Source organism: Streptomyces sp. F63 (genome assembly GCF_018070345.1).
Classification (GTDB): domain Bacteria; phylum Actinomycetota; class Actinomycetes; order Streptomycetales; family Streptomycetaceae; genus Streptomyces.
In genome coordinates this window covers 248,855-272,180 of record NZ_JAGPXX010000006.1, presented here as the reverse complement: position 1 = coordinate 272,180, position 23,326 = coordinate 248,855, and the positions used below count along the sequence as shown (strand labels likewise).

General features: G+C 76.2%; 19 protein-coding genes. 9 read left to right on the top strand and 10 right to left on the bottom strand.

Translation table 11 applies throughout. The features are described from left to right. The first annotated feature begins 102 nt into the window (after nt 1-102). Entirely contained in the window at nt 103-795 is a 693-nt protein-coding gene (locus KBZ10_RS09710) for a CBS domain-containing protein (protein ID WP_210987101.1), read from the top strand. A gap of 223 nt (nt 796-1,018) precedes the next feature. Here the strand turns inward: KBZ10_RS09710 and KBZ10_RS09705 are convergent, their stop codons facing one another. Further along, the gene (locus KBZ10_RS09705; RefSeq protein ID WP_247702073.1) at nt 1,019-3,844 is read right to left on the bottom strand and encodes a cation-translocating P-type ATPase; all 2,826 of its coding nucleotides are present in this window, start codon (nt 3,842-3,844) and stop codon (nt 1,019-1,021) included. An 850-nt stretch (nt 3,845-4,694) separates the two neighbouring features. Here KBZ10_RS09705 and KBZ10_RS09700 point away from each other — a divergent pair. From KBZ10_RS09700 to KBZ10_RS09680, 5 genes are all read left to right on the top strand, one after another. Further along, complete coding sequence (locus tag KBZ10_RS09700; RefSeq protein ID WP_210987100.1) at nt 4,695-5,561, top strand: universal stress protein; 867 nt, start codon at nt 4,695-4,697, stop codon at nt 5,559-5,561. 233 nt (nt 5,562-5,794) lie between these two features. Beyond that, on the top strand, nt 5,795-6,220 hold the full coding sequence (locus tag KBZ10_RS09695; protein WP_210987099.1) for a hypothetical protein: 426 nt from the start codon (nt 5,795-5,797) through the stop codon (nt 6,218-6,220). 271 nt (nt 6,221-6,491) lie between these two features. Beyond that, nucleotides 6,492-7,160 (top strand): pyridoxamine 5'-phosphate oxidase family protein, encoded by a 669-nt coding sequence (locus tag KBZ10_RS09690; RefSeq protein ID WP_307847310.1) that lies wholly within the window; start codon nt 6,492-6,494, stop codon nt 7,158-7,160. Nucleotides 7,161-7,386: 226 nt separating this feature from the next. Next, nucleotides 7,387-8,712 (top strand): PP2C family protein-serine/threonine phosphatase, encoded by a 1,326-nt coding sequence (locus tag KBZ10_RS09685; protein ID WP_210987098.1) that lies wholly within the window; start codon nt 7,387-7,389, stop codon nt 8,710-8,712. 184 nt (nt 8,713-8,896) lie between these two features. Beyond that, nucleotides 8,897-9,913: a nitroreductase family protein gene (locus tag KBZ10_RS09680; RefSeq protein ID WP_210987097.1), complete on the top strand. Its 1,017-nt coding sequence runs from the start codon at nt 8,897-8,899 to the stop codon at nt 9,911-9,913. Between the two features lie 331 nt (nt 9,914-10,244). Here KBZ10_RS09680 and KBZ10_RS09675 read toward each other — a convergent pair whose 3' ends face one another. The 6 genes from KBZ10_RS09675 to pflB form a co-directional block, all read right to left on the bottom strand. After that, nucleotides 10,245-11,177 carry a universal stress protein gene (locus tag KBZ10_RS09675; protein WP_210987096.1) on the bottom strand — a complete coding sequence of 311 codons (933 nt, stop codon included), beginning with the start codon at nt 11,175-11,177 and terminating at the stop codon, nt 10,245-10,247. Between the two features lie 183 nt (nt 11,178-11,360). Next, nucleotides 11,361-12,260, bottom strand: a complete 900-nt coding sequence (locus KBZ10_RS09670) for a universal stress protein (protein ID WP_210987095.1) — start codon at nt 12,258-12,260, stop codon at nt 11,361-11,363. 115 nt (nt 12,261-12,375) lie between these two features. Beyond that, nucleotides 12,376-12,927: a flavodoxin domain-containing protein gene (locus tag KBZ10_RS09665; RefSeq protein ID WP_210987094.1), complete on the bottom strand. Its 552-nt coding sequence runs from the start codon at nt 12,925-12,927 to the stop codon at nt 12,376-12,378. Nucleotides 12,928-13,174: 247 nt separating this feature from the next. Next, nucleotides 13,175-14,017: a universal stress protein gene (locus tag KBZ10_RS09660; protein WP_210987093.1), complete on the bottom strand. Its 843-nt coding sequence runs from the start codon at nt 14,015-14,017 to the stop codon at nt 13,175-13,177. Nucleotides 14,018-14,162: 145 nt separating this feature from the next. Next, nucleotides 14,163-14,885: a pyruvate formate-lyase-activating protein gene (gene pflA, locus KBZ10_RS09655; RefSeq protein ID WP_210987144.1), complete on the bottom strand. Its 723-nt coding sequence runs from the start codon at nt 14,883-14,885 to the stop codon at nt 14,163-14,165. A gap of 14 nt (nt 14,886-14,899) precedes the next feature. Then, entirely contained in the window at nt 14,900-17,161 is a 2,262-nt protein-coding gene (gene pflB, locus KBZ10_RS09650; RefSeq protein ID WP_210987092.1) for a formate C-acetyltransferase, read from the bottom strand. Between the two features lie 342 nt (nt 17,162-17,503). Between pflB and KBZ10_RS09645 the strand changes: the two genes are divergently transcribed. The 3 genes from KBZ10_RS09645 to KBZ10_RS09635 all read left to right on the top strand — a co-directional run bounded on the left by KBZ10_RS09645 (nt 17,504) and on the right by KBZ10_RS09635 (nt 21,737). Further along, nucleotides 17,504-20,209 carry a bifunctional GNAT family N-acetyltransferase/acetate--CoA ligase family protein gene (locus KBZ10_RS09645; protein WP_210987091.1) on the top strand — a complete coding sequence of 902 codons (2,706 nt, stop codon included), beginning with the start codon at nt 17,504-17,506 and terminating at the stop codon, nt 20,207-20,209. A gap of 31 nt (nt 20,210-20,240) precedes the next feature. Next, on the top strand, nt 20,241-21,101 hold the full coding sequence (locus KBZ10_RS09640) for a CBS domain-containing protein (protein WP_210987090.1): 861 nt from the start codon (nt 20,241-20,243) through the stop codon (nt 21,099-21,101). A gap of 120 nt (nt 21,102-21,221) precedes the next feature. Beyond that, the gene (locus KBZ10_RS09635; RefSeq protein WP_210987089.1) at nt 21,222-21,737 is read left to right on the top strand and encodes a flavodoxin domain-containing protein; all 516 of its coding nucleotides are present in this window, start codon (nt 21,222-21,224) and stop codon (nt 21,735-21,737) included. Nucleotides 21,738-21,824: 87 nt separating this feature from the next. On the opposite strand, the gene KBZ10_RS09630 is transcribed toward KBZ10_RS09635, so the two are convergent. From KBZ10_RS09630 to KBZ10_RS09620, 3 genes are all read right to left on the bottom strand, one after another. After that, complete coding sequence (locus tag KBZ10_RS09630) at nt 21,825-22,154, bottom strand: GNAT family N-acetyltransferase (protein ID WP_210987088.1); 330 nt, start codon at nt 22,152-22,154, stop codon at nt 21,825-21,827. 46 nt (nt 22,155-22,200) lie between these two features. After that, a complete protein-coding gene (locus KBZ10_RS29270; RefSeq protein WP_374223328.1) occupies nt 22,201-22,485 on the bottom strand; it encodes a pirin-like C-terminal cupin domain-containing protein in 285 nt (94 codons plus the stop codon). Nucleotides 22,486-22,694: 209 nt separating this feature from the next. Continuing rightward, the gene (locus tag KBZ10_RS09620) at nt 22,695-23,090 is read right to left on the bottom strand and encodes an OsmC family protein (RefSeq protein WP_210987087.1); all 396 of its coding nucleotides are present in this window, start codon (nt 23,088-23,090) and stop codon (nt 22,695-22,697) included. Between the last annotated feature and the right edge of the window lie 236 nt (nt 23,091-23,326).

Genomic DNA, 23,326 nt, shown 5'->3' with positions numbered 1-23,326 from the left:
CGGGGCGGCCCCGCTGGCGGACGGTGCGGCGCGGTGCTGTTCTGGTACCGGGCCCCGGGCCCCGGGCCCCGGGGACGGGCGGACGGAGAGAGGAGCGGGACGATGCGCCATCGCACGGTCGGGGAACTGATGACCCGGGACGTCGTCTCCGCCCGGCCGGACACCCCGTTCAAGGAGCTCGCCCGGCTGCTCTCCGCACACGAGGTCGCCGCCGTGCCGGTCGTCGACGCCACGGGCCGCCCCATCGGCGTCGTCTCCGAGGAGGACCTCCTGCGGAAGGCCACCGACCGGCTGGAGGGCGTGGACGGGGACGGCGACGGGGACGTCTCCCCCATGCCGCACCTGGAGGCCTGGGAGCGCGCCAAGGCCGAGGGGGCCCGGGCCGAGGAAATCATGTCGGCGCCCGCCGTGTGCGTCCGACCGGAGTGGACGGTCGTGGAGGCGGCCCGGCTGATGGAGATCCACGGCGTCAAGCGGCTGCCCGTCGTGGACGCCGCCGACCGGCTGCTGGGCATCGTCAGCCGCCGTGATCTGCTGCGGGTCTTCCTCCGCACGGACGAGGCGATCCGCGAGGAGATCCGCCAGGAGATCCTGGCGGGAACCCTGGGGGACGCCGCCCGGGATGTCACGGTCGAGGTGGCGGACGGGCAGGTCCGGCTGGGCGGCTCGATGGCGTCCCGGCGGCTGGTGCCGGTCCTCGTCCGGCTCTGCCGGGGCGTGGACGGCGTCGTGGAGGTGCGCGAGCACCTCGCCCACGACGGGGCGGGACCGGTCCGCGAGGGGCCCGGCATCTGACGCCCCCGGGCGACCCGAGGGACCCGGCCACCGGTCCGCCCGGGCACCGGTCGCCGCTCCGCACCGGGCCCGCCGCCGTCTCTCGCGCGGGGTACGGCCCCGGGCGGCGCCGACCGCTCCGGAGCCCGGCGCACGGCCGGCCGCGTGCCCTCCTCCGGCGGCGATGCCGCCGGGGCACGGCTCCCTCCCGACGGAGCCGGCCCGGCCGCACCGGCCCTCCGTTTCAGCCGTCCGCCTGCGCCCGGTCCTCCGTGGGTCCGGAGGACCCGGACGACCGGGACGAACGGGATGACTCGGAGGAGCCGGGGGCACCGGAGGAGTTGGCGGAGCCGGAGGAGTTGGCGGAGCCGGAGTACGGGGGAACGGCCGGGGTCTCCGCCGGTCCGTCCGCCCGTTCCGCGGGCTCCGCGCGGTCCGCGCGGTCCGCGCGGTCCGACAGCCGCGCCTGCAGGCGCATCGCGGCGTAGCCGACCGCCGAGAGGGCGCAGCCGATCGCCAGATCGCCCGCGCTCAGCGCTTCCGTCCCGAGCAGCTTCTGCAGCGGCGGCAGGTAGACGCCGGCGATCTGCAGCGCCAGCGCGGCGGCGATCCCGGCCAGCAGGAACGGATTGGTGAGGGTGCCCGGCCGGGCCCGGGAGGCCAGGCCCACCCCGAGCTGGGTGGCGCCCAGGACCAGGAACACCATGGTCTGCCAGGGCCGCCCGGTCTCGTGGGCCCAGACCCCCACCCCCAGCGAGGCGGCGGTGATCACCAGGCCCATGGCGAGGATGCGCGGCCACAGTCCCGCGCCGAGCACGCTCTCCTCCGGCGGCCTCGGCGGCTGCCGCATCGTGTCGGGGGCCACCGGCTCGGCGCCGAGGGCCACCCCCGGCAGGCCGTGGGTCAGCAGGTTGATCCAGAGGATCTGGGCGGGCAGCAGCGGCAGCGGCATGCCGAGGAACGGGCCGAGCAGCATCACCAGGATCTCCGCCGTGCCGCCCGCCAGCCCGTAGAGCAGGAACCGCCGCACATTGGCGTAGACCCGGCGGCCCTCCTCGACGGCGGCGACCACCGTGCCCAGGTCGTCGTCCGCCAGCACCAGGTCGGCGGCCTGCCGGGCCACCTCGGTGCCGCGGCGGCCCATGGCGACGCCGATGTCGGCACGGTGCAGCGCCGGGCCGTCGTTGACGCCGTCGCCCGTCATGGCCACGACGTGGCCGGCGCCGCGCCAGGCCTGCACGATGTCGAGTTTCTGCTCGGGGCTGGTGCGGGCGAAGACCCGCGGCCTGGTCAGATCGCCGGCGGAGCCGTCGCGGAGGCGGTCGCCGGTGGTGACCTCGTCCGCCCCGTCCGCCGCCTCCACCACGCCGAGGCGCCGCGCCACCACTCCGGCGGTCAGCGGGTGGTCTCCGGTGATGAGGACGGGGACGATCCCGGCCCGGCGGCAGGCCGCCACCGTCACGGCCGCGGCCTCCCGCGGCGGGTCGAGGATGCCGATCAGTCCCAGCAGGCCCAGCCCGGACTCCCGGTCGTCCTCGCTCTCCGGCGGTTCCGCGCGGTCGGCGACGGCGACGGCCAGCACCCGGTAGCCCTCCCCGGCCAGTTCCCGGGCGGCCTCCGCGGCCTCGGCGAGCGCCGTGGCGCCGTCGGCCAGCACCTCGGGGACGAGCACCACCTCGGGCGCGCCCTTGCAGATGACGCGCAGTCCGCCGCCGGGGCGGCGGTGGACGGTGGTCATCCGCGCCCGGTCGCTGGTGAACGGGATCTCCTCCGTCCGCGGCCACTGCCGGACCAGCGCCTCCCGGTCGAGGCCCAGCCGGGCCCCGGCGGTGAGCAGGGCGGCCTCCGTCGGGTCGCCCAGGGCGTGCCAGTCGGCCTCGTCCCCCTGGGCGCTCGACCGGGCCTCGCCGCCCCGGCCGTCCCCGGCGTCCGGGGCCTGCAGGGCGGCGTCGTTGCAGAGCACGGCGGCGGTGAGCAGCTCCGTGACGTCCGGTGCCGTGTCCGGCCGCAGTTCGGTGTCCTCGCGCTCCACCCGGCCCGCGGGGGCGTAGCCGGTGCCGGAGACCGCCGCGGTGCCGTGCCGGGTCCAGAGCCGCTGGGCGGACATCCGGCCCTCGGTCAGGGTGCCGGTCTTGTCGGTGGCGATGACGGTGACCGAGCCCAGGGTCTCCACGGCCGGCAGCCGCCGCACGATCGCGTTGCGCTCCGCCATGCGCCGGGCGCCCAGCGCCAGCCCGAGGGTGACCACGGCCGGCAGCGACTCGGGGACGGCGGCGACCACCAGGCTGATCGCCGTGACCGCCATCAGCTCCGCGTCCTGCCCGCGCAGCAGCCCGATCGCCAGCACCACGAGGCAGAGCACCACGGCGACGGCGGCCAGCACCCGGCCGAACGCGGCGAGCCGGCGCTGCAGCGGTGTCGCCGCGGGCTTCGTCGTCATCAGGGCGGCGATCCGGCCGGTGGCGCTGTCCGCGCCCGTGGCGGTGACGACGAAGCGGGCCCGGCCCCGTACGACGACGGTGCCCGCCGACACGGCGGGCCGCGGTTCCCCGTCCGCGGGCAGCGGCTTGCCCACCGGCTCCGCCTCGCCCGTCAGCGAGGACTCGTCGACGAGCAGCGCGGCCTCCTCCAGCAGTTCCCCGTCCGCCGGGACGATGTCGCCCTCCCCGAGCAGCACCAGGTCCCCGGGCACCACCTCGGAGGACGGCACATGGCGTTCCTCCCCGCCCCGCACCACCCGGGCGCCGGGCGCGCTCAGCGCGCGCAGCGCCATGACGGCCCGCTCGGCGCGGACCTCCTGGGCCACGCCGACGGCCGAGTTGACCACGACGACGAAGGAGATGATCGAGGTGTCGAGGTAGTCGCCGGTCGCGACGGTCAGCGCGATGGCCACCAGCAGGACCAGGATCAGCGGGTCCCGCAGCTGGGTGCCGATCCGGTGCCACAGCGGCGTGGGGCGGGCCGCGCTGACGATGTTCGGGCCGTACCGCTCCAGCCGCGCGGCGGCCTCCGCCGCGGACAGGCCGGACGCGGACGGTGTCGCGACCGGAGCCTCCTCATCCCTCACCATGCTCGCAGCCTTCCCCCAAGGCCCGGGCCCTGCAACAGGGCCTCCGGGGTACGGGCGGGGCCCGTGGGCCCTTGCGCGGCGCGGCCCGGCGGGGCCACCGTGGGGCCGCCCGCGCGGGTTGCCGGCCGTGGAGCGGGGGCGCATCGTGGGGAGAGGCGCCGCGCGGTGCACGGGTGGGCGCGCGGCCGGACGCGCGGGTGGCACGGGGCACCCCGGCCCGCGCGGGTGGCACGGGGCCCCACGGGTCCCGCGGACCCGAACCGATCCCCCCGCGGACCACCGAGCGGCCGGTCCGCGGGGACCCGCGACGGCCGGTGCGGCGGGCACGGAGGGCGGACGGCCGCCGCGGAAGGGCTACCGGACCGCGCCGGGGCGGTCCGCACCGTGAGGCACCGGGGCCGTCCGCACCGTGAGGCGCCGGGGCCGTCCGCACCGTGAGGCACCGGAGCAGGCGCCCGCGCCGGCCCGCAGCGCCGCACGCGCCCCGCACGAGGCCGCGGCGGTCGGCGGGCACGCGCCGACCGCGCGCGGACCCGGGCGCGTGCCGTCCGTCCCGCCCGGGAACCCGCGAACGGACGCCGTCCCGTCCGGGCGCTGCGGGGCGCGGCGGCCGTCCGCCACCCGTCGGGGCCGGTGGGCCCCGCCAAGTGGCCCGCCGGGCCCTGCCGTGCGGGCGTTCGCGGTGGTGTGCTGGAAGGAGACCGGGATACCGCCCGGCACGAGGGCACGGTGCCCGGCCCGCGCCGCGTCGCCTCCGGTCCGCCGGGGCGCACGGCCGTCCGGCCCGGCGGGGTCCCCGCGGCTTCCGTACCCGGCCCGGGGCAGAGAGCGAGTGGAGAGGTGACCGGTGATGACGAGGAACGGTCCTGTGGTGGTGGGCGTGGACGGATCACCGTCCGGTCTGGAGGCCGTCGAGGTCGCGGCCCGGGAGGCGAAGTACCGCAACCGCCCGCTGCGGGTGGTGCACGCCTTCGTCTGGCCCTCGACGCACATGCCCCTCGGGGCGGTCGAGGGCGACCTGCGGTACGAGGCGCAGCGGATCGTGACCGAGGCGGAGGAGCGGGCCCGGACGGCCGTCCCGGGGACGGAGGTCTCCGGTGAGGTCGTCACCGGGGAAGCGCTCACCGTCCTGGAGGAGCGGTCCGGGCGGGCCGCCCTGATGGTGGTCGGCAGCCGGGGCCTGGGCGGCTTCGCCCGCCTGCTGATCGGCTCGGTCGCGGGGCAGCTGGCGGCGCACAGCCGTTGCCCGGTGCTGGTGGTCCGCGGCAGGACGGACGGCACCGGGCCGGTGCTCGTCGGGGTCGACGGCTCCCCGGCGGGCGAGACGGCGATCGGCTTCGCCTTCGAGGAGGCGGCGGCCCAGGAGGCGGGGCTGGTCGCCCTGCACGCCTGGTCGGAGTGGAGTGTCGCGGTGCCGCCGCCCGAGGACCCGTCGGCCCCCTACGCGTACGAGCCCGGGATGCTCAAGGCCGACGAGGAGCGGCTGCTGGCCGAGTCGCTGGCCGGCTGGCGCGACCGGTACCCGGACGTGCCGGTCGAGCACCGGCTGATCCGGGGCCGCGCCCGGGAGTCCCTGGTGGAGGCGAGCGAGGAGGCCCGGCTGCTCGTCGTCGGCGCGCGGGGCCGCGGCGGCTTCGCCGGTCTGCGGCTCGGCTCGGTCAGCCAGGCCGCCACCCAGCACGCCCACTGCCCCGTGGCGGTCGTCCCGCACGAGTGACGGTCCGGGGGGCGGCACCGCCGGTCCCGCGGCAACCCTCCCGGTGCGGGACCGCACGGGCCCCGGCCCGTGCGGCCGGGACACCGGGACACCGGGACACCGGGACACCGGGCCGAAAGTGATCAACGGCAGGTCTCACGGCCCTCCGGGCCGGGGCCGATGGGCCCTGGGTCGGGTGCAGCTCCGGCAGAAGACTGAGGCCGTCAGGACGGAACGACGAGGGAGTGGTCCGAATGACCGCCAGGGAAACCGGGATCCGCGGCGCCGAGGCCGTGCGGGTGCGAGCCGAGGGCAAGGTCGGGGAGGGTGCGCTGGAGTACCTCCGGGCGAAGATCGGCGCGGTGCTGGACCGGCAGGGGCTGCCTCCCGTGACCGGCGGTGTGCGGATCGCCCGGGCGAACGCCCACCACGCCGAGCACCCCTGGACCGCCGCGGCCGAACTGCGGATCGGCCCGGACCTCGTGGTCGCCCACGCCCGGGAGGCCACCAGCCAGGAGGCCACCGACCGGCTGCAGGACCGGCTGCGCCGCCAGGTGGAGCGGACCCTGGGCAGCCGGCAGACCGCGCGCCGTTCGGCCGCTCCGCCGCCGTGGCGCGGCGGAGCGGAGGAGGACGGCCGGCGCCCTGCGGCCGAACCCGCCGGGGACCGGCCGGCCTGACCCCCGGCGGCCCGCCCGGTGCCCGGCGGCGCGTCCGCCGCGAGCCCGCCCCGGCACCGGGCGGTCCCGGCTCCCTCGGCCGCGTCCGCCGGGCCGGAACCACCGGCGGCGGAGGCCTCCGCCCGGTGCCCGCACCGCCGTACGGCGGCGGGGACCGGACCACCACGGCCGGACCACCACGGCCGGGCGGCCGTCCCGGACGGGCGGACCGCGGCGTACCGGGCCAACCTGGTGACGGGGGCCCCGAGCTGTGACGGAAGGAAGCGTGGCCGTGTCGGAGAACGGTAAGGCCCACAGGACTCCGGAACCGGGCGACATCGGGCGCCGCATCAGCCTCCAGCGCGAGCGGCTGGGACTCAGCCGCGAGGAGGCCGCGGCCCGGGCCGGGATGGCGCCGGGCTATCTGGCGTATCTGGAGGAGCACTCCGCCGATCCCAGCGCGCCCGGCATCGCCCGGCTGGCCGGTGCCCTCGGCACGTCCGTCGACGTACTGCGCGGGGTCGGTGCGGACCGGCCGCCCGGCCGGGGCAGGGGCGCGGCCCATCCGCGGCTGGTGCCTCTCGGCGCCGAGGAGTGCTGGACCCTGCTCTCCTCACGGGGCGTGGGGCGGGTCGGCCTGCTGCTGGCCGGCGATCCCGTCATCGTCCCGGTCAACTATGTGGTCGACCACGGCCGGCTCGGGTACCGGACCGCGCCGGGGACCGTGCCCGCGCGGGCGGCGGGCCACCGCGTCGCCTTCGAGGTGGACGCGGTCGACGACGCCATGAGCCGCGGCTGGAGCGTGCTCCTCGTCGGACAGGCCCGGCATGTCACGGACCCGGACCTGGTCGGCCGCTTGGTGGACCTCGCCCATGCGGAACCCTGGGCGGGCGGCGTCCGCGATTTCTGGGTCCTCCTCGAACCCGAACGCCTGTCCGGCCGCCGCATCGAAACGGAGTGAACGGACCGGCGCGGGCACCCCGGCCCCGATGCCGGCCGCACCCCCGCACCGCCCGGCGGCTCCCCTCCCGCAGGCGCGGACGGGCGACCGGAGGGCGGGCCCCGGGCCGGGACCTCGCATGACATGGGCATACTCGTGATCCAATGATCCCGTCGAGCCCGCCGGCCCGTTCCGCGCCGCGTGCGGCACCGACGGCAGCCGACGCACAACCGGGAGCACGGGCCCCATGGACCACGAGAACCAGCACACCCCCGAACTCCCGCCGGAGCCGGAGGACATCCAGCGGATCACCGACCAGCTACGGCAGCTCGCCGAGGCCCAGAACCGCCTCCGCGGCCTGCTGGACGCTGTCCTCCACGTCAGCCGCGAGCTGGACCTCCCCGTCGTCCTGCGGAGGATCGTCACGACCGCCATGGAGCTGGTCGGCGCGCGCTACGGCGCCCTGGGCGTCCTGGACGAGAAGGGCGCGGGCCTGTCGGAGTTCATCACCCTCGGCCTCGACGAGCAGGAGTACCGCGCCTTGGAGGGAGTCGAACTCCCCCACGGCCGCGGGCTGCTGGGGCATCTCATCCACAATCCGGAGCCCCTGCGGGTGGAGGACATCCCGGCCCACCCGGAGTCCGTCGGCTTCCCCGCCGGGCATCCGCCGATGCGCACCCTGCTCGGGGTGGCCATCAGCGTCCGCGGCCAGGTCTACGGCAACCTCTACCTCTGCGACCGGCGCGACGGCCTGCCCTTCGACGACCACGACGAGGCGGTGGTCGTCGCCCTGGCCGGGGCCGCCGGCGTCGCCATCGAGAACGCCCGCCTCTTCGAGCACACCCGCGGAACCGCCGAGCGCTTCCAGCGGCTGCTCCTCCCCCGGCTGCCCGATCTGACCCCGTTCGTCGGTGCCGCGGTCTACCGCACCTCCACCGAGCAGGCACTGGACCCGGGGCAGGTCGGCGGCGACTGGTACGACGCGCTGCTGCTGCCGGACGGCTCCTGCGCGATGGTCATCGGTGACGTCGTCGGCCACGACCTCATCGCCGCGGCCGCCATGGCGCAGACGCGCAACATGCTCCGCGCCCTGCTGTACGACCGCTGGACCCCGCCGAGCCGGGTCCTCACCCAGCTCGACCACACCCTGCACGCCATCACGGAGAATCCCGTGACCACCGCCTGCCTGGCCCGTGTCGAACCGGCGCCCGGCGGGGCCGGGCCCTGGACCCTGCACTGGTCCGCGGCGGGCCATCCCCCGCCGCTGATCCTCGGCCCGGACGGCACGACCCGTCTGCTGCGCGGCGAGCCGGGCCTGCCGCTCGGGGTGGACGCCCGGCTCCCGCGGCCGGACCACACGTACCACCTGCCGCCCGGCGCCACGGTGGTCCTCTTCACCGACGGGCTGGTCGAGCACCGCGACCACCCCATCGACCGGGGCCTCGATGCCCTCGCCGCCCTGGCGGCCGCCCACGCCACCGCGCCGCTGGAGGACCTCTGCCGGATCCTGGCCGACGAACACCCCGGCGACGGCCACGACGACATGGCCGTCCTGGCGGTCCGCACCCCCTGACGGCACCGGGGGACCGGGCTCGCGCGGCCCGCGGGGCGGACCGCCCCGACGGAGCGTTTCCGCTGCTCCCCGGCCGGATCCGGGCGGGACGATCTACCGTGGAGGGAGAGACCCGTTCGTCCGCGGCCGGTCACGGGGACCGCCGGGGGAAACCGGGCCCGCACACCACCCGAGGAGGTGCGGTATGCCAGCACGACCGCTCGACACCACACTCGTGACGGACCTGGTCCGGGAGGCCACGGCTGCCCCGTCCATGCACAACGCGCAGCCCTGGCGGTTCCGTCACCGCCCCGGCAGCGACACCGTGGAGCTGCGCCGCGACGCGGAGCGCGCCATGCCGCACGCCGACCCGGAGGGCCGGGCGCTGCACATCGGCTGCGGCGCGGCACTGCTCAACCTCCGGGTGGCCGCGGCCGGTGAGGGGCTGCGGCCCGGGGTCCGGCTGCTGCCGGACCCGGCGGACCCCGGACTGCTGGCCACCGTGCACCTGACCGGGACGGCCGGCGCCGGCCCGGACCCGGCGGGGCCGGCGGACCCGGCGGAACTGGCGGGGCTGCGGCCCGCCATCCCGCTCCGGCACACCAGCCGCTTCCCGTTCACCGGCCGGCGCGTCCCCGAGGAGCTGAGGGCCGCACTGGCCGAGGCCGCCCGCGCCGAGGGGGCCGACCTCACCTTCCCCGGCCTCTGGCATCTGCGGTCGGTGCTCGCCCTCGTCCGGGACGCCGAGGGCCGCTCCGGGTCGGACCCCGGCATCCGCGCGGACATCGAGCGCTGGATCCGCACCGGCGCCGACGTGCCGGTGACGACCGGCGACGGCGTGCCGGAGTACGCCTTCGGCCCGCGCCCGTACGGCGGGGCGGCCCCGGTCCGCGATTTCGCGGGCCGTGACGCCCCGCCGGACCGGGAGACGGCCCTCTTCGAGACCTCTCCGCAGCTGGCCCTGCTCGGCACGGCGGAGGACCGTCCGGCCGACTGGCTGCGGGCGGGCCAGGCGATGGAGCGGGTCCTGCTGCTGGCCACCCGGGAGGGCCTGGCCTCGTCCCTGACCTCGCAGGCCCTGGAGTGGCCCGACCTGCGCTGGATCGTGCGGGACCCGGAGACCTCCATGGGCGTGGTGCAGATGGTGATCCGCCTGGGCTACGGACCGGCGGGACCGCGGACCCCGCGCCGCCCGGTGGAGGAGGTCCTCGACCTGGCCTGACCCGGCCTGCCCCGGCCCGACCCGACCCGGCCCGGCCCCACCCGGCCCGACCCGGCCTGACCTGGCCCGGCCTGACCTGGCCCGACCCGGCCCGACCAGGCCTGACCTGACCTGGCCTGACCCGGCCCGGCCCGAGACGGCCGGGGCGGCCCTGCGGCCGGGCGCGGGCAGCCTGCCCGGCCACCGGCCGCTACCCGGCGGGCAGCTCCCGGAGCGCCCGCGGCCCGGAGCCGGGTGTCCACCGCGGGCTTGCGGACTGCGCGCCACCGTCCGCGCCCGCCCCGGGCCGGCCACACGGGGCGGGCAGGCCGCCCGTGTCAGGCCGCCCGTGTCAGGCCGCCCGGTCGCCGTCCGGCTCCGCCGCCGCGCCGCCCGTCCCCGCCTGGCCCCGGCCGTCGGGCTCGCCGTCGTGGGGCACGACGGCGACCGGGCAGGCGGCGTGGTGCAGGACTCCGTGGGTGACGTGCCCGATCCGCGAACCGCGCCCGGGGGGATGGAGCTGGTGACCGGTGACCAGCAGGTCGGCCCCGCCGGCGGCCTCGATCAGCACCCGGCCCGCGGCGCCGGACAGCACCCGCTCGGTGACGGCGACGTCCGCGTACTTGGCCCGCCACGGTGCGAGGACCGCGGCGAGGGAGTGTTCCTCCTGGTCCTGGAACTCCGCGGTCAACTCGTCGTCCAGCGGGGCGGAGGCGTAGCCGTAGACCCGCTGCGGGTTCCAGGCGTGGACGACGGCGAGTTCCGCGCCCCGGGCCGCCGCCGCGCGGAAGGCGAAGTCGATGGGCGCGTCCCCGTAGTGCCGCAGGTCGAGCCCGAGGACGACCGTGCCGGACTCCTCGGCCCGCCCGTCGTAGTCGGCGCGGACCAGCGCCACCGGCCGCGCCGTGCGCGCGATGACGGACAGGCTCACCGAGCCCAGCAGGTGCCCGGACATCCCCGAGAGCCCCCGGGAGCCGAGGACCAGCAGGTCCGCCTCCTCCGCGAGCAGCACCTTGACGGGCGCGTCCGCGACCCTCTCCACCTCGATCCGCAGACCGGGCCAGCGCTCGGCGAGCGTCTGGTGGACCAGGCTCAGCCGGTTCTCCACCCAGCGGTGGCGGGACTCGGCGTGCACGGGGTAGTCGGCGTCGCCGGCCACCGGATGCCAGGCGTGGACCAGGCGCAGCGGTCGGCCGGTGCGCCGGGCCTCCCGGGCGGCCCAGTCCGCCGCGGCCCTGCTCTGCGGTGAGCCGTCGATTCCCACGACGACCATGTCACTCGGCATCACGCCCTCCTCCGGTGCCACGTCCCTTCCCGGGCCGGGGCGGCTCCGGTCCGGTGCGGTGCGGGCCGCCCCGCTCCTCCCGGCACCAGCACATCACCGGCTCCGGTCCGCGGACAGGGCCTGCCGGGCTCGGTCCCGGGCCGACCGTCCCCGTTCCCGCCGGGCCCGCCCGGCACGGGCCGCTCACGCCTGCGGCACCACGGCCACCGGGCAGGGGGAGTGGTGCAGCACGGCGTGGTTCACCAGGCCGAGCTGCAGGCCGAAGTGACCGCGGCGGGCGTGGGCGCCGACCACGAGCAGGCTCGCCTCGCGGGCCGCGTTCAGCAGGGCCTGCCGTGCCGAGCCCGCGACCGCCCGCCGCCGGACGACGACGTCCGGGTACCGCTCACCGGCCTGGGCCACCGCCTCGTCGATGACCTTCCCGGCCCGCGCCCGGCACTGCTCGTCGGCGTCCCCGCGGTCCCCGGTGTCCGGGGCCCCGGGGACCGCGGAGCGGCCGCCGCCGGGGGCGCGCCAGGCGTGCACGGCGATGAGTTCGCAGCCCCGGCGCTGGGCCTCGCGGAAGGCGTACTCGGCCGCGCTCCGCCCCTCCGCGGTGTCCTCGATGCCGGGGACCGGGCTGGGGCCCTCTCCGGCGTCCTCGTCCTGGATGCCGAGGACGACGGGTTCCTTGCCGCCGTCCGGCTCGCCGCGGACGACGACGACCGGGCAGTCGGCGCGCCCCGCGACCGCCAGGCCGACGGAGCCCAGCAGCATGCCCGTCACGCCGCCGCGCCCGCGGCTGCCGACCACCAGGGTGAAGGCGTTGCGGCCCGCGGAGAGCAGGGCGTCGGCGGCGCTCTCCGGGACGATCTCGCCGGTCACGTCCACGGAGGGGACCCGTTTCCGCGCGTGTTCGACGGCCAGGTCCCGGATGCGCTCGGCGTTCTCCTCCAGCTCCGGCACGGGGGTGCCGAGGGCCGGACCGGTGGCGCACAGCACGCGCAGCGGGGTCTCGTGGCGCACGGCCGCGTCGGCGGCCCAGTCCACGGCCCGCAGGCTGGCATCCGAGCCGTCCACGCCGGCCACGACGGGGAGCACCATGGGCTGACCACCTCTCCTCTCCGGGCGCGGACCGGCCGGTCAAAGCCTGTCACACCCCCGCCAACACCGCATGCGGGCCATGTCGCCGTGCGGTGCGGCCGCGGTGCCGCCGGTCTCAGGCGGGTTCGGCCTTCCGGAGACGCTGCGCGATCCCGTCCGTCCAGGCGTCGATCTGCTCCCAGTGGCGGTAGTCGCCGTAGCGGCCGCCCATCGCCATGAAGACGGCGTGGCCGGCGGGCGGGAGGTCTCCCCGCCGCACGGCGCCCGAGAACTGGCGGGTCTCCACCGGGTGGATCTCGCCGCGCAGTGCGGGCATGTCCTTGGGCTCGTGCCGCATCGCCCGGTTCCGCAGGGCCCGGCCGAGGGCCTCCGCCATGCCCACGCTGAACAGCCACACCGGGCGTTTCGACAGTTCCGTGCGGTGGCGGCGGACGTATCCGGCCGCCGCGGGCAACCACTGCTGGTTGTGCACCGCGCTGCCGACGACCACCGCGTCGTAGCGGCCGGGGTCCGGGTCGACCGCCCCGTCCACCGGGCGGGCCTCGGCGCGGTGTCCGGACCGGGTCAGCCGCCGGGCGACGCGCTCGGCGATCTCGCGGGTGGAGCCGTGCTCGCTGGCGTACGCCACGAGGACCGCGGCGCCGCCTTCCGTGTCGCTCCGGGGCATGACGGTGTCCTCCTCGGACTCGTACGGCTTCCGGACCGCGCCGGGTACCCCTGACGCGCGGGCGCAGTCCCCGGCCGCCGCCGGCTCCCCGGCCTGGTGAACCGGAAGGGCCGGCGGGCCGGAGGGGAGGCGGGGCGGCGGGCCGGAGGCCCTCTCCCGGGCCCCGGGCCGGTCCCGGCACCGCCGCTCGCGGGGGCCGGCTTCTCGCGGCCCGCGGCCCGCGGCCCGCGGCCCGCGGCCCGTCCGGTCAGCTTTCCTCGGTGATGCTCGGGACGACGACCACCGAGCAGTGCGCGTGGTGCAGCAGTGCCCGGGTGACGTGGCCGAGTTGGAGGCCGTGCCGGCCCCGGCGGCGGTGGGAGGCGATCACGGCGACGTCGGCGGTGCGGGTGGCGTTCAGCAGGGCGTGCACGGGGCCGGAGCGGACCGTGCGGGTCTCGATGCCGACCCGCGGGTGCTTCTCCCGCAGGCCCGCGACGGCGAAGGCGGGCACGGCCTCCTCGGCGGCCGCCTGCCGGTTGATGTCGTCCTGCACCGAGGTGGCGGGCACCGGGACCAGCGCGTCGGGGGCCGAGTAGCGGTAGGTCCAGGCGTGCACGATGCGCAGCCGGGCGTGGCGGCGCTCGGCCTCCTCGAAGGCGTACGCCGAGGCGTCGGCGTCCGCGTCGCTCTCGATGCCGAGCAGCACCTCGCCGTGCTCGGCCGGGGGCGCGTCCTCCCGCCGGACGACGAGCAGCGGGCTCTCGGTGTACGCGGCGAGCCGCAGGCTGACGGAGCCGAGCAGCAGTCCGGCGAAGCCGCCGAAGCCGCGGCTGCCGACGACGGTGAGGGCCGCGTCCCGGCCCCGTTCGGCGAGGGCGTGGGCCGGGTCGCCGGTGAGCGGTACGGCGGTGACCTCCAGCCCGGGTTGGCGGGTCCGGGCCCGGGAGACGGCGGTCTGCAGGACCGGTCCGGCGACGTCGGGATCGGGCACCGCGTAGCCGATCTCCAGGGCGGCGCCGCGCAGCGCCGCCTCTTCCGCGGCCCGGTCCAGCGCCCGTACGGCGAGGAGCGAGCCGTCCACACCGACGACCACGCGACGGGTTGTCATGACGAGTCCTTCCCTGACTTCCTTGTCCCGCTGGGGACGTGTTCCTGCTTGCCTGGTTCTGCTTGGCTCTGCTCAGTCACTCTTGGTTCTGCGTGTTTTCCGATTGGTCCTGCCCGGTTCCGGTCGTCTCCTCCGGTTTCCTGATTCAGAGCGCCCGCAGCCCGTGCTCCCGGAACTGCTCCCGCACCCGGTCGGTGAGCTCCCGGTCCGGCACCGGGTTGTCGCGGAGCGGGAACGGGATGCCGAGGGCCTCGTACTTGCCGGCGCCCATCGTGTGGAACGGCAGGACGTCGACCCGGTCGACGTTGCCGAGCCCGGAGAGGAACGCCCCGAGCCCGTCCACGGAATCCTTGTCGTCGGTCCAGCCGGGGACGAGGACGTAGCGGACCCACACCGGGACGCCGAGCCGGTCCAGCCGGGTGGCGAAGTTGAGCGTGGGAGCCAGCCGGCCGCCCGTCAGGCTGCGGTAGGTGCCGACGTCGAAGGCCTTGATGTCGAGCAGCACCAGATCCGTGTCCGCGAGCAGCTCGTCGGAGGCGCGGGCGCCGAGCAGCCCCGAGGTGTCCAGGGCGGTGTGGAGCCCGCGCTCCTTGCTGCGGCGCAGGATCTCGCCGGTGAAGGCCGGCTGGAGCAGCGGCTCGCCCCCGGTGACGGTCACCCCGCCGCGGGCGGCGGTGACGAACGCCCGGTGCCGGTCGATCTGTTCCATGACCTCGTCGGCGGTGACCAGCCGCCCGTCGCGCATGCGCCAGGTGTCCGGGTTGGCGCAGTAGAGGCAGCGCAGCGGGCAGCCGTTCACGAAGAGGACGAACCGGGTCCCGGGCCCGTCCACGCCGGTGGACAGGTCCCAGGAGTGCATCCGGCCCATGCTGCTCACGGTGCTCACATCGCCCCGTGGAAGGTGCGGCTGATGACGTCGAGCTGCTGCTCACGGGTCAGCCGGACGAAGTTGACGGCGTATCCGGAGACGCGGATGGTCAGCTCGGGGTACTGCTCCGGGTGTTCCATCGCGTCTTCGAGGGTGGCCCGGTCGAGGACGTTGACGTTCATGTGGAAGCCGCCGGACGCGGTGTAGGCGTCGAGGAGGCCCGCCAGGTTCCCCGCCCGTTCGGCCGGGTCGTGGCCCAGGCCCTCCGGGGTGACCGTGGAGGTCAGGGAGATGCCGTCCCGCGCCGCCTCGTACGGGATCTTGGCGACGGAGAGGGCGGAGGCGGCCATGCCGTGCTTGTCGCGGCCGTTCATCGGGTTGGCGCCGGGGGCGAAGGGCTGTCCGGCGCGGCGGCCGTCCGGGGTGTTGCCGGTGTGCTTGCCGTACACCACGTTGGAGGTGATGGTGAGCACCGACTGGGTGTGCTCGGCGTCCCGGTAGGTGGGGTGCCGGCGCACCTTCTCCATGAAGGAGCGGACGAGGTCCGCGGCGATGGTGTCGGCGCGGTCGTCGTTGTTGCCGTAGGCGGGGTAGTCGCCCTCGACCTCGTAGTCGACGGCCAGCCCGCCGTCGTCCCGGATCACCTTCACCCGGGCGTGCTTCACCGCGGACAGGCTGTCGGCGGCGACGGACAGGCCGGCGATGCCGCAGGCCATGGTGCGGTGCACGGGGTGGTCGTGGAGCGCCATCTCCAGGCGCTCGTAGGCGTACTTGTCGTGCATGTAGTGGATGACGTTGAGCGCGTCCACGTAGGTGGCGGCCAGCCAGTCCAGCGTCCGGTCGTACGCCTTGTACAGCTCGTCGTGGTCCAGGTACTCGCCCGTCAGCGGCTCGGAGGCGGGGGCGATCTGCTCGCCCGTCATCTCGTCGCGGCCTCCGTTGACGGCGTAGAGCAGGGCCTTGGCGAGGTTGACGCGGGCGCCGAAGAACTGCATCTGCTCGCCGACCGTCATCGCGGAGACGCAGCAGGCGATGGCGGTGTCGTCGCCGGTGGTGGGGCGCAGCAGCTCGTCCGACTCGTACTGCAGGGAGCTGGTGTCGATGGACACCTGCGCGCAGAACGTCTTGAAGCCCTCCGGCAGGCGCGGGGACCACAGCACGGTGAGGTTGGGCTCGGGGGCCGGGCCGAGGTTGTAGAGGGTCTGCAGGTAGCGGAAGGAGGTGCGGGTGACGAGCGGGCGCCCGTCCCGGCCGATGCCGCCGATGGCCTCGGTGACCCAGGTGGGGTCGCCGGAGAACAGCGCGTCGTACTCGGGGGTGCGCAGGAAGCGCACGATCCGCAGCTTGATGACGAAGTCGTCGATGAGCTCCTGGGCGCGGGTCTCGTCGATGCGGCCCTCGGCGAGGTCGCGTTCGAGGTAGACGTCCAGGAAGGTGGAGGTGCGGCCGAGGGACATCGCGGCGCCGTTCTGCTCCTTCACCGCGGCCAGGTAGCCCAGGTACAGCCACTGCACGGCCTCGTGGGCGGTGGCGGCGGGGCGGGTGACGTCGCAGCCGTAGCCGGCGGCCATCTGCTCCAGTTCGCCCAACGCCCGGATCTGCTCGGCGAGTTCCTCCCGGTCCCGGATGACGTCCGGGGTGGAGGGCTTGTGGTCGAGCAGGGAGCGCTCGGCCTTCTTCTCCTTGATCAGGATCGCGGTGCCGTAGAGCGCGACGCGCCGGTAGTCGCCGATGATCCGGCCGCGGCCGTAGGAGTCGGGCAGGCCGGTGATGATGCCCGCCCTGCGGGCCCGGCGCATCTCCGGGGTGTAGGCGTCGAACACGCCCGCGTTGTGGGTCTTGCGGTAGGTGCCGAAGACCTTGGTGACGAACGGGTCGGGTTCGTAGCCGTAGGCGCGCAGCCCGTTCTCGACCATCCGCAGCCCGCCGTTCGGCATAATGGCGCGCTTCAGCGGGGCGTCCGTCTGCAGGCCGACGATCAGTTCGCGGTCCCGGTCGATGTACCCCGGCGCGTGCGAGGTGATCGTGGACGGGACCGCGGTGTCGACATCGAGGACGCCCTTGCGGCGCTCCTCCGGGAACAGGCCGCTGACCTTCTCCCAGACGGCACGGGTGCGCCCGGTCGGGCCGGCCAGGAAGGCCGCGTCCCCCTCGTAGGGGGTGTAGTTGGCCTGGATGAAGCCCCGGACGTCCACCCGGCGGCGCCAGTGCTCACCCGTGAACCCGCGCCACGCCACACCGGGCGCCTCCGTGCCGGTCGGTGCCACCACCGTCATCACTGCCTCCGCATGTCTTCGCAGCGTCCGCCCGGGGGGTGTCCCTGCGGGCGCCTTGCATCGGTGTCCATCCTCCGGCCCGGTCCCCGCCCCGGACAGGGCCGACGGGAGTCCCCGGGGACGCCGTACGGCCCCTGCCCGGAAGGGCTTCGGGGACCGAGCGGCCCGGGCCCGGTGAGGCCGTTCGGCCCTGCTCGCGGAAGCGGGTTCCGCACGGCCCGGCAGGCGGCCGCGCACCGGGGCCGAACGGCCCTGCCGCCGTGCCCCCACCAGCCCCTGCGGGCGTCCCGGCCCCGCCGGATGCTGGAGAGAAGCCGAGGCCGCCCCAGGGGAGTGGACACCATGACGACGGAGACCGCGCACCGCGCCGGGATGACGCACGCGCTGCTGGCGGACGGCAGGACGGTGGAGATCCGGCAGGCGCGCCCGGACGACCTCCACCAGGTGCTGTGGCTGTACGAGGAGATGTCGCCGGAGAACCGGAGGCTGCGGTTCTTCGCGGCGAGCCGGCTGTCCGGGCGGCGGGCCGCCGAGCGGTTCTGCGGCCCGCCGCGCGCCGGCTTCCTGCCGCTGATCGCCTTCTGCGAGGACCAGCTCGTGGGCGTCGCCGAGTACGAGACCGACCCGGCCGACCCCACCACCGCCGAGATCGCCCTGGCCGTCGCCGACGACTTCCACCACCGCGGCGTCGGCACCCTGCTGCTGGAGCACCTGGTGCACGCGGCCCGCGCGAACGGCGTCGCCACGTTCACCGCCGACGCGCTCGCCGAGAACCACGCGATGCTCAAGGTCTTCGCCGACCTCGGCCTGAGCACGGCCCGCCGCTTCGAGAACACCGAGGTGCACTGCACCGTCGGCCTGGAACCGGACGAGCGCTACCTGGCCGCCTGCGACGAGCGCGGCCGGACCGCCGACGCCGCCAGCCTGCGGCCGCTGCTGCGGCCCCGCTCCATCGCCGTGGTCGGGGCGGGCGCCAAACCCGGCTCCGTCGGCCGCGCCGTGCTGCGCAACATCCGCCGGGCCGGCTTCACCGGCGCCCTGCACGCCGTCAACCCGCACACGCACAGCGTCGAGCACACCCCCTCCTACCCGTCGGTGACGGCGATCCCCGAACCGCCCGAGCTGGCGGTGCTCGCCGTCCCGGCGCGCGCCGTGCCCCAAGTGGCCGAGGAATGCGGCAAGTCCGGGGTGCGCGCCCTGGTGGTGCTGACCTCCGGGCTGGGCGCCGCCGAGGCGGAGGCGCTGCTGGTGACGGTCCGCCGGTACGGGATGCGGCTGGTCGGCCCGAACTGCCTGGGCGTCGCCAACACCGAGGAACCCGTCCGGCTGGACGCCACCTTCGCCGCGCACCGGCCGCTGCCCGGCACCGCCGGGGTCGCCGTGCAGTCCGGCGGCGTGGGCATCGCCCTGCTGGGCGGCCTGTCCCGGCTCGGCATCGGCGTCTCCAGCTTCGTCTCGCTCGGCGACAAGTACGACGTGAGCGGCAACGACCTGCTGCAGTGGTGGGAGGAGGACGGCCGCACCGACCTGGCCCTGCTGCACCTGGAGTCCTTCGGCAACCCGCGCGCCTTCTCCCGCACCGCCCGCCGCGTCACCCGCACGATGCCGCTGCTGACCGTCGACGCGGGCCGCTCGGACGCCGGCCGGCGCGCCGCCGCCTCGCACACCGCCGCGGCCGCCACGCCGACCATGACCCGGCAGGCCCTCTTCACCCAGGCGGGGATCATCGCCACCCGCACCGTCGGCGAACTCCTCGACACCGCCGCCCTGCTGCACGCCCAGCCGCTGCCGGCCGGGTCGCGGGTGGCCGTGGTGTCGAACGCGGGCGGGGCGGGCGTCCTCGCCGCCGACGCCTGCGTCGAGGCGGGTCTGAGCGTGCCGGAGCTTCCCGCCGACCTCGTCGCGGACCTGCTGGAGTGGCTGCCGCCGGGCGCGAGCGCCGGCAACCCCGTGGACGCCACGGCGGCCGTCGGCGACCAGTCGCTGAGCGCCGTCCTCGACCGGCTGGCCGCGCACGGCGCCGTGGACGCGGTGCTGCTCGCCCTCGTCCCCACCGCGCTGGCCGCGGCCACGGGCGACGACCCGCTGCGGGCCCTCACCCACGCCACGCCCGAGCGGCGGCCCCGCACGGTCGCGGCGGTCCTGCTGGACCAGGCCGAGTCCGTACGGCTGCTGCACACCCGGGGCGGCGGCGCCGTCCCCGCGTACGCGGACCCGCAGTCCGCCGCCCGCGCCCTGGCGCACGCCGCGGAACGGGCCCGGTTCCTGGCCCGGCCGCCGGGCACCTTCCCGGAGCCGCACGGCACCGACGCCGAGGCCGCCCGCGCGCTGGTGGACGCCTTCCTCGCCGAACACCCCGACGGCGGCTGGCTCGACCCGCGCCGCTCCGCCGAACTGCTGGACCACTACCGCATCCCGCAGCTCCCCTGGGCCTGGGCCGAGGACGAGCGGAGCGCCGTCGAGGCCGCCGCCCGGCTCGCCCCCGGGCCGGAGGACCGGGTCGTGCTCAAGGCGTACTGGCCCGGCCTGGTGCACAAGACCGAGGAGGGCGCGGTGCTCCTCGACCTGGCCGGCGAGGAGAAGGTGCGGCAGGCGTACCGCTCGCTGGCCGCACGGTTCGGTGAGGTCATGACGGGGGTGCTGGTCCAGCCGATGGCGGAGCGCGGCACCGAGCTGTTCACCGGAGTCGTCCAGGACCAGGTCTTCGGGCCGCTGGTGCTCTTCGGCCTCGGCGGCACCGCCACCGAGCTGCTGGCCGACCACGCGGCGCGGCTCGCCCCGCTGTCCGACCGCGACGTGCACGACCTGATCACCGCGCCGCGCTCCGCGCCGCTGCTCTTCGGCTACCGCGGCGGCGGCCCGGTCGACCTGGAAGCGCTCGAACAACTGCTGCTGCGCGTCTCGCGGATGGCCTGCGACCTGCCGCAGCTCGCCGAGGCCGACCTCAACCCGGTCGTCGCCCGGCCCGACGGCGTCACCGCGCTCGACGTCCGCATCCGCCTGCTGCCCCGGCAGGCGCGCGACCCCTATCTGCGCCGGCTGCGCTGAGCCGCGCCGCACGCCCGAGGAGGAGAGAACCATGAAGCACCGCGAGGTCGGCACCGTGATGACGAGTGATGTGGTCCGCGCGGTCGCCGCCACCCCCTTCAAGGACATCGCGACGTGGCTGGACGAGCACGGGATCAGCGGGATGCCGGTGGTGGACGACGACGAGAAGGTCATCGGGGTGGTCTCCGTCGCCGACCTGATGGGCGGTCACCTCAGCGGGGAGGGCGGTCACCTCGGCGGGGAGGGAGCCGTCCGGGAGACGGGAGTCGGGGCGGGGCCGGAAACGGGGGCGGACGCAGGACCGGAGGCGGGACTCCGGCCGCACCGGCCGCACCGGCCGGATCCGGTCGGCGGAGCCGCCCGCCGGTCCGCCGCTGCCGCCACCACAGCCGCCGCCACCGCCACCGCCACCGCCACCGGAGACGGCCGTGCGCCGACGGCGCGGGAGCTGATGACCTCGCCCGCCGTCACCGTCCGCGCCCTGGACTCCATCGCGCACGCCGCCCGCACCATGGCGCGCCACCAGGTGGAGCGGCTGCCGGTGGTGGACGAGGAGGACCGGCTCGTCGGCATCGTCACCCGCCGGGACCTGCTCCAGATCTTCCTGCGGCCGGACGCCGACATCCGCCGGGAGATCATCGACGAGGTGCTGGTCGACGCCCTGTGGCTGACGCCGCACGCCGTCGGCGTCACGGTCGTGGGCGGCGTGGTGGTTCTGGAGGGCTGTCTGGAGCGGCGCAGCGAGGTGCCGATCGCCGAGCACATGGCCGGGCAGGTGGACGGTGTGGTGAGCGTGGTCAGCCATCTGACGTACCGCTACGACGACGCGAGGATCCGCCCGGTGGAACCGGCCCTGCACGGCATCGCCGACGGCTGGCTCCGCCGGTTCTGAGGGCCCGGTCCCGCCGCCCGGGCCGCGCACCGGGCCGTCCGGCCGCCGCTCCCCCGGCGGTACGGAACACCGCACACAGCGGAACGGAACATCAGGCAACGGAAGGCCGGTGAACAGACCATGCCCACGGCTCAGCGCGTACTCGTCACCTACGGAAGCAAGCACGGTTCCACCGCCGACATCGCCCAGTGGATCGGGGACGCCCTGCGCGCCCGGGAGATCGACGTCGTCGTCCTCCCGGCCTCCGGTGTCCGGGACCTCGAACCGTACGACGCCGTCGTGATCGGCGGCGGCCTCTACTCCGGCCGCTGGCAGAAGGACGCGGTCCGCTTCGCCCGCCGGAACCGCGAGGAGCTCGACCGGCGGCCCGTCTGGCTCTTCAGCAGCGGCCCGCTCGACCCCTCCGCCTCCGAGAGGCGGATCCCGCCGCCGAAATCCGTCGCCCGTATCGCCGAACACGTCCACGCCCGCGAGCACATGACCTTCGGCGGCCGGCTCGCGGAGGACTCCGACGGCTTCCTCACCCGCCGCCTCGTCGCGGAGGGCAGGGGCGGAGACTTCCGCGACCGCGAACAGGTGCGGGCCTGGGGCGAGCACATCGCGGCGGAGATGAACCAGGCCGGGCCGCCCGGCTGACGCCCGAGCCGCCACGCCCGGACCCGGGCCGGCACGGCCGGGCGGCCGGGCGCGGGGCGGAGCCGTGCGCGCCGGCAGCGTTCGGTGTCATGCCGTCTCCGGGCGGGGCAGGCCGAACCGGGCGCGGTCCTGTGCGGGGACGAGGCCGAGGTAGGCGTCGGCGTGCTCGGCGATGTACTTCCGGACATAGGGACAGAACGGCAGGACGGCGAGCCCGCGGCGGCGGGCGTCGTCGAGTTGTCCGGCGACCAGCCGCCCGGCCAGGCCGCGTCCCCGGAACTCCGGGAGCGTCTCGGTGTGGGTGAAGGCAATTCCCCGGTCGCCGCTGAGCCGGTAGTCGGAGAAGCCCGCCAGCCGTTCCCCCTCGTGGATCTCATAGCGGTTCCCGGCGGGGTTGTCGCGGACGGCCGTGCTCATGGGGTGTTCCTCCGATGCCGCCGGACGGTCCACATCCGGGAGCCGCTCACCGCTCCCCTCCGGCCCGCTGCCGGTGCGGGGCGGCGACCGGAATCCGCGGGAGCACGGACCGCACGCGGCGGAACCGGTCGTCCTGCCGCTGCCAGGATGCGTGGGCGGCATCGATCTCCGCCCTGGTGCGGCCCACGAAGTTCCACCACATCAGAATCGGCTCCTCGAACGGCGTGCCGCCCAGGAGCATCGCCCGGGCCGGCTCGCGCACCTCCAGCCGGAGTTCGTCGCGGCCCTCGCCGAGGCAGCCCAGCCGGCCCGGGTGCAGCGCCTGGGTCACCGTCGTCCCCGTAACCCGCCCCAAGGTGCTGCACGCCGCTGAGGCCACATGCCTTACCCGCCGGGGGCGGGGCCCAGCCGGGCGGAACGAACGAACACCGGGACGAACACCAGGGCACCACCGGGGCGGATACCCGGTGGTGCCCTGGCCCGCGCCCGGCCGCGCCGGGTGTGCCGGGTGTGCCACAGCCCGGCCCTCCCGGCCGGGTCTCAGTCCACGTCGATCACGACGTGCGGCGGCTGCCGGATCGAGTTGTGGACGGTGCAGTTGCCGACCACAGCCGCCAGTGCCCTGCGGCGCTGCTCCGGCAGCTCCCCGGGGACGATGAGGCGCATCCGCACCTCCGCGACGCGGGCCGGGCGGTTCCCGGCCATGGCGAACTCCGTCTCCACCCGCAGGCCCTCCCGCGGCAGGTCGTGCCGGGCCAGATAGCGGCCGGCGTAGTAGCCGACGCAGGTGGCCAGCGAGGCGGTGAACAACTCGACGGGGGTGGGGCCGAGGTCGTCGCCCCCGGCGTCCAGGGGCTGGTCCACGGTGAACTCGTGGCCGCGCACCGCGACCGAGTAGGACTCCCCGTCCAGGAAGTTCACGGTCATCTTCTGCATCACGTACCTCCTCGATACCCCTCCAGCCAACCGGAAGCGGACAAGGCCGCACAGGGCCGAACGTCCGCAGCGCGAGGGGCCGCCCGGTCCCGGCACGCGGGACCGCCCGCGGCCCGGGCGGCACGCGGCCGGGGCGTACCGCGGCAGGCGCACCGGCACGGACCCGCCGGCACGGGCCCGCGGCACGGACGCACCGGCCCAGGCGCACCGGGAGAGCTCGGGGCCGGGTTCCGCGG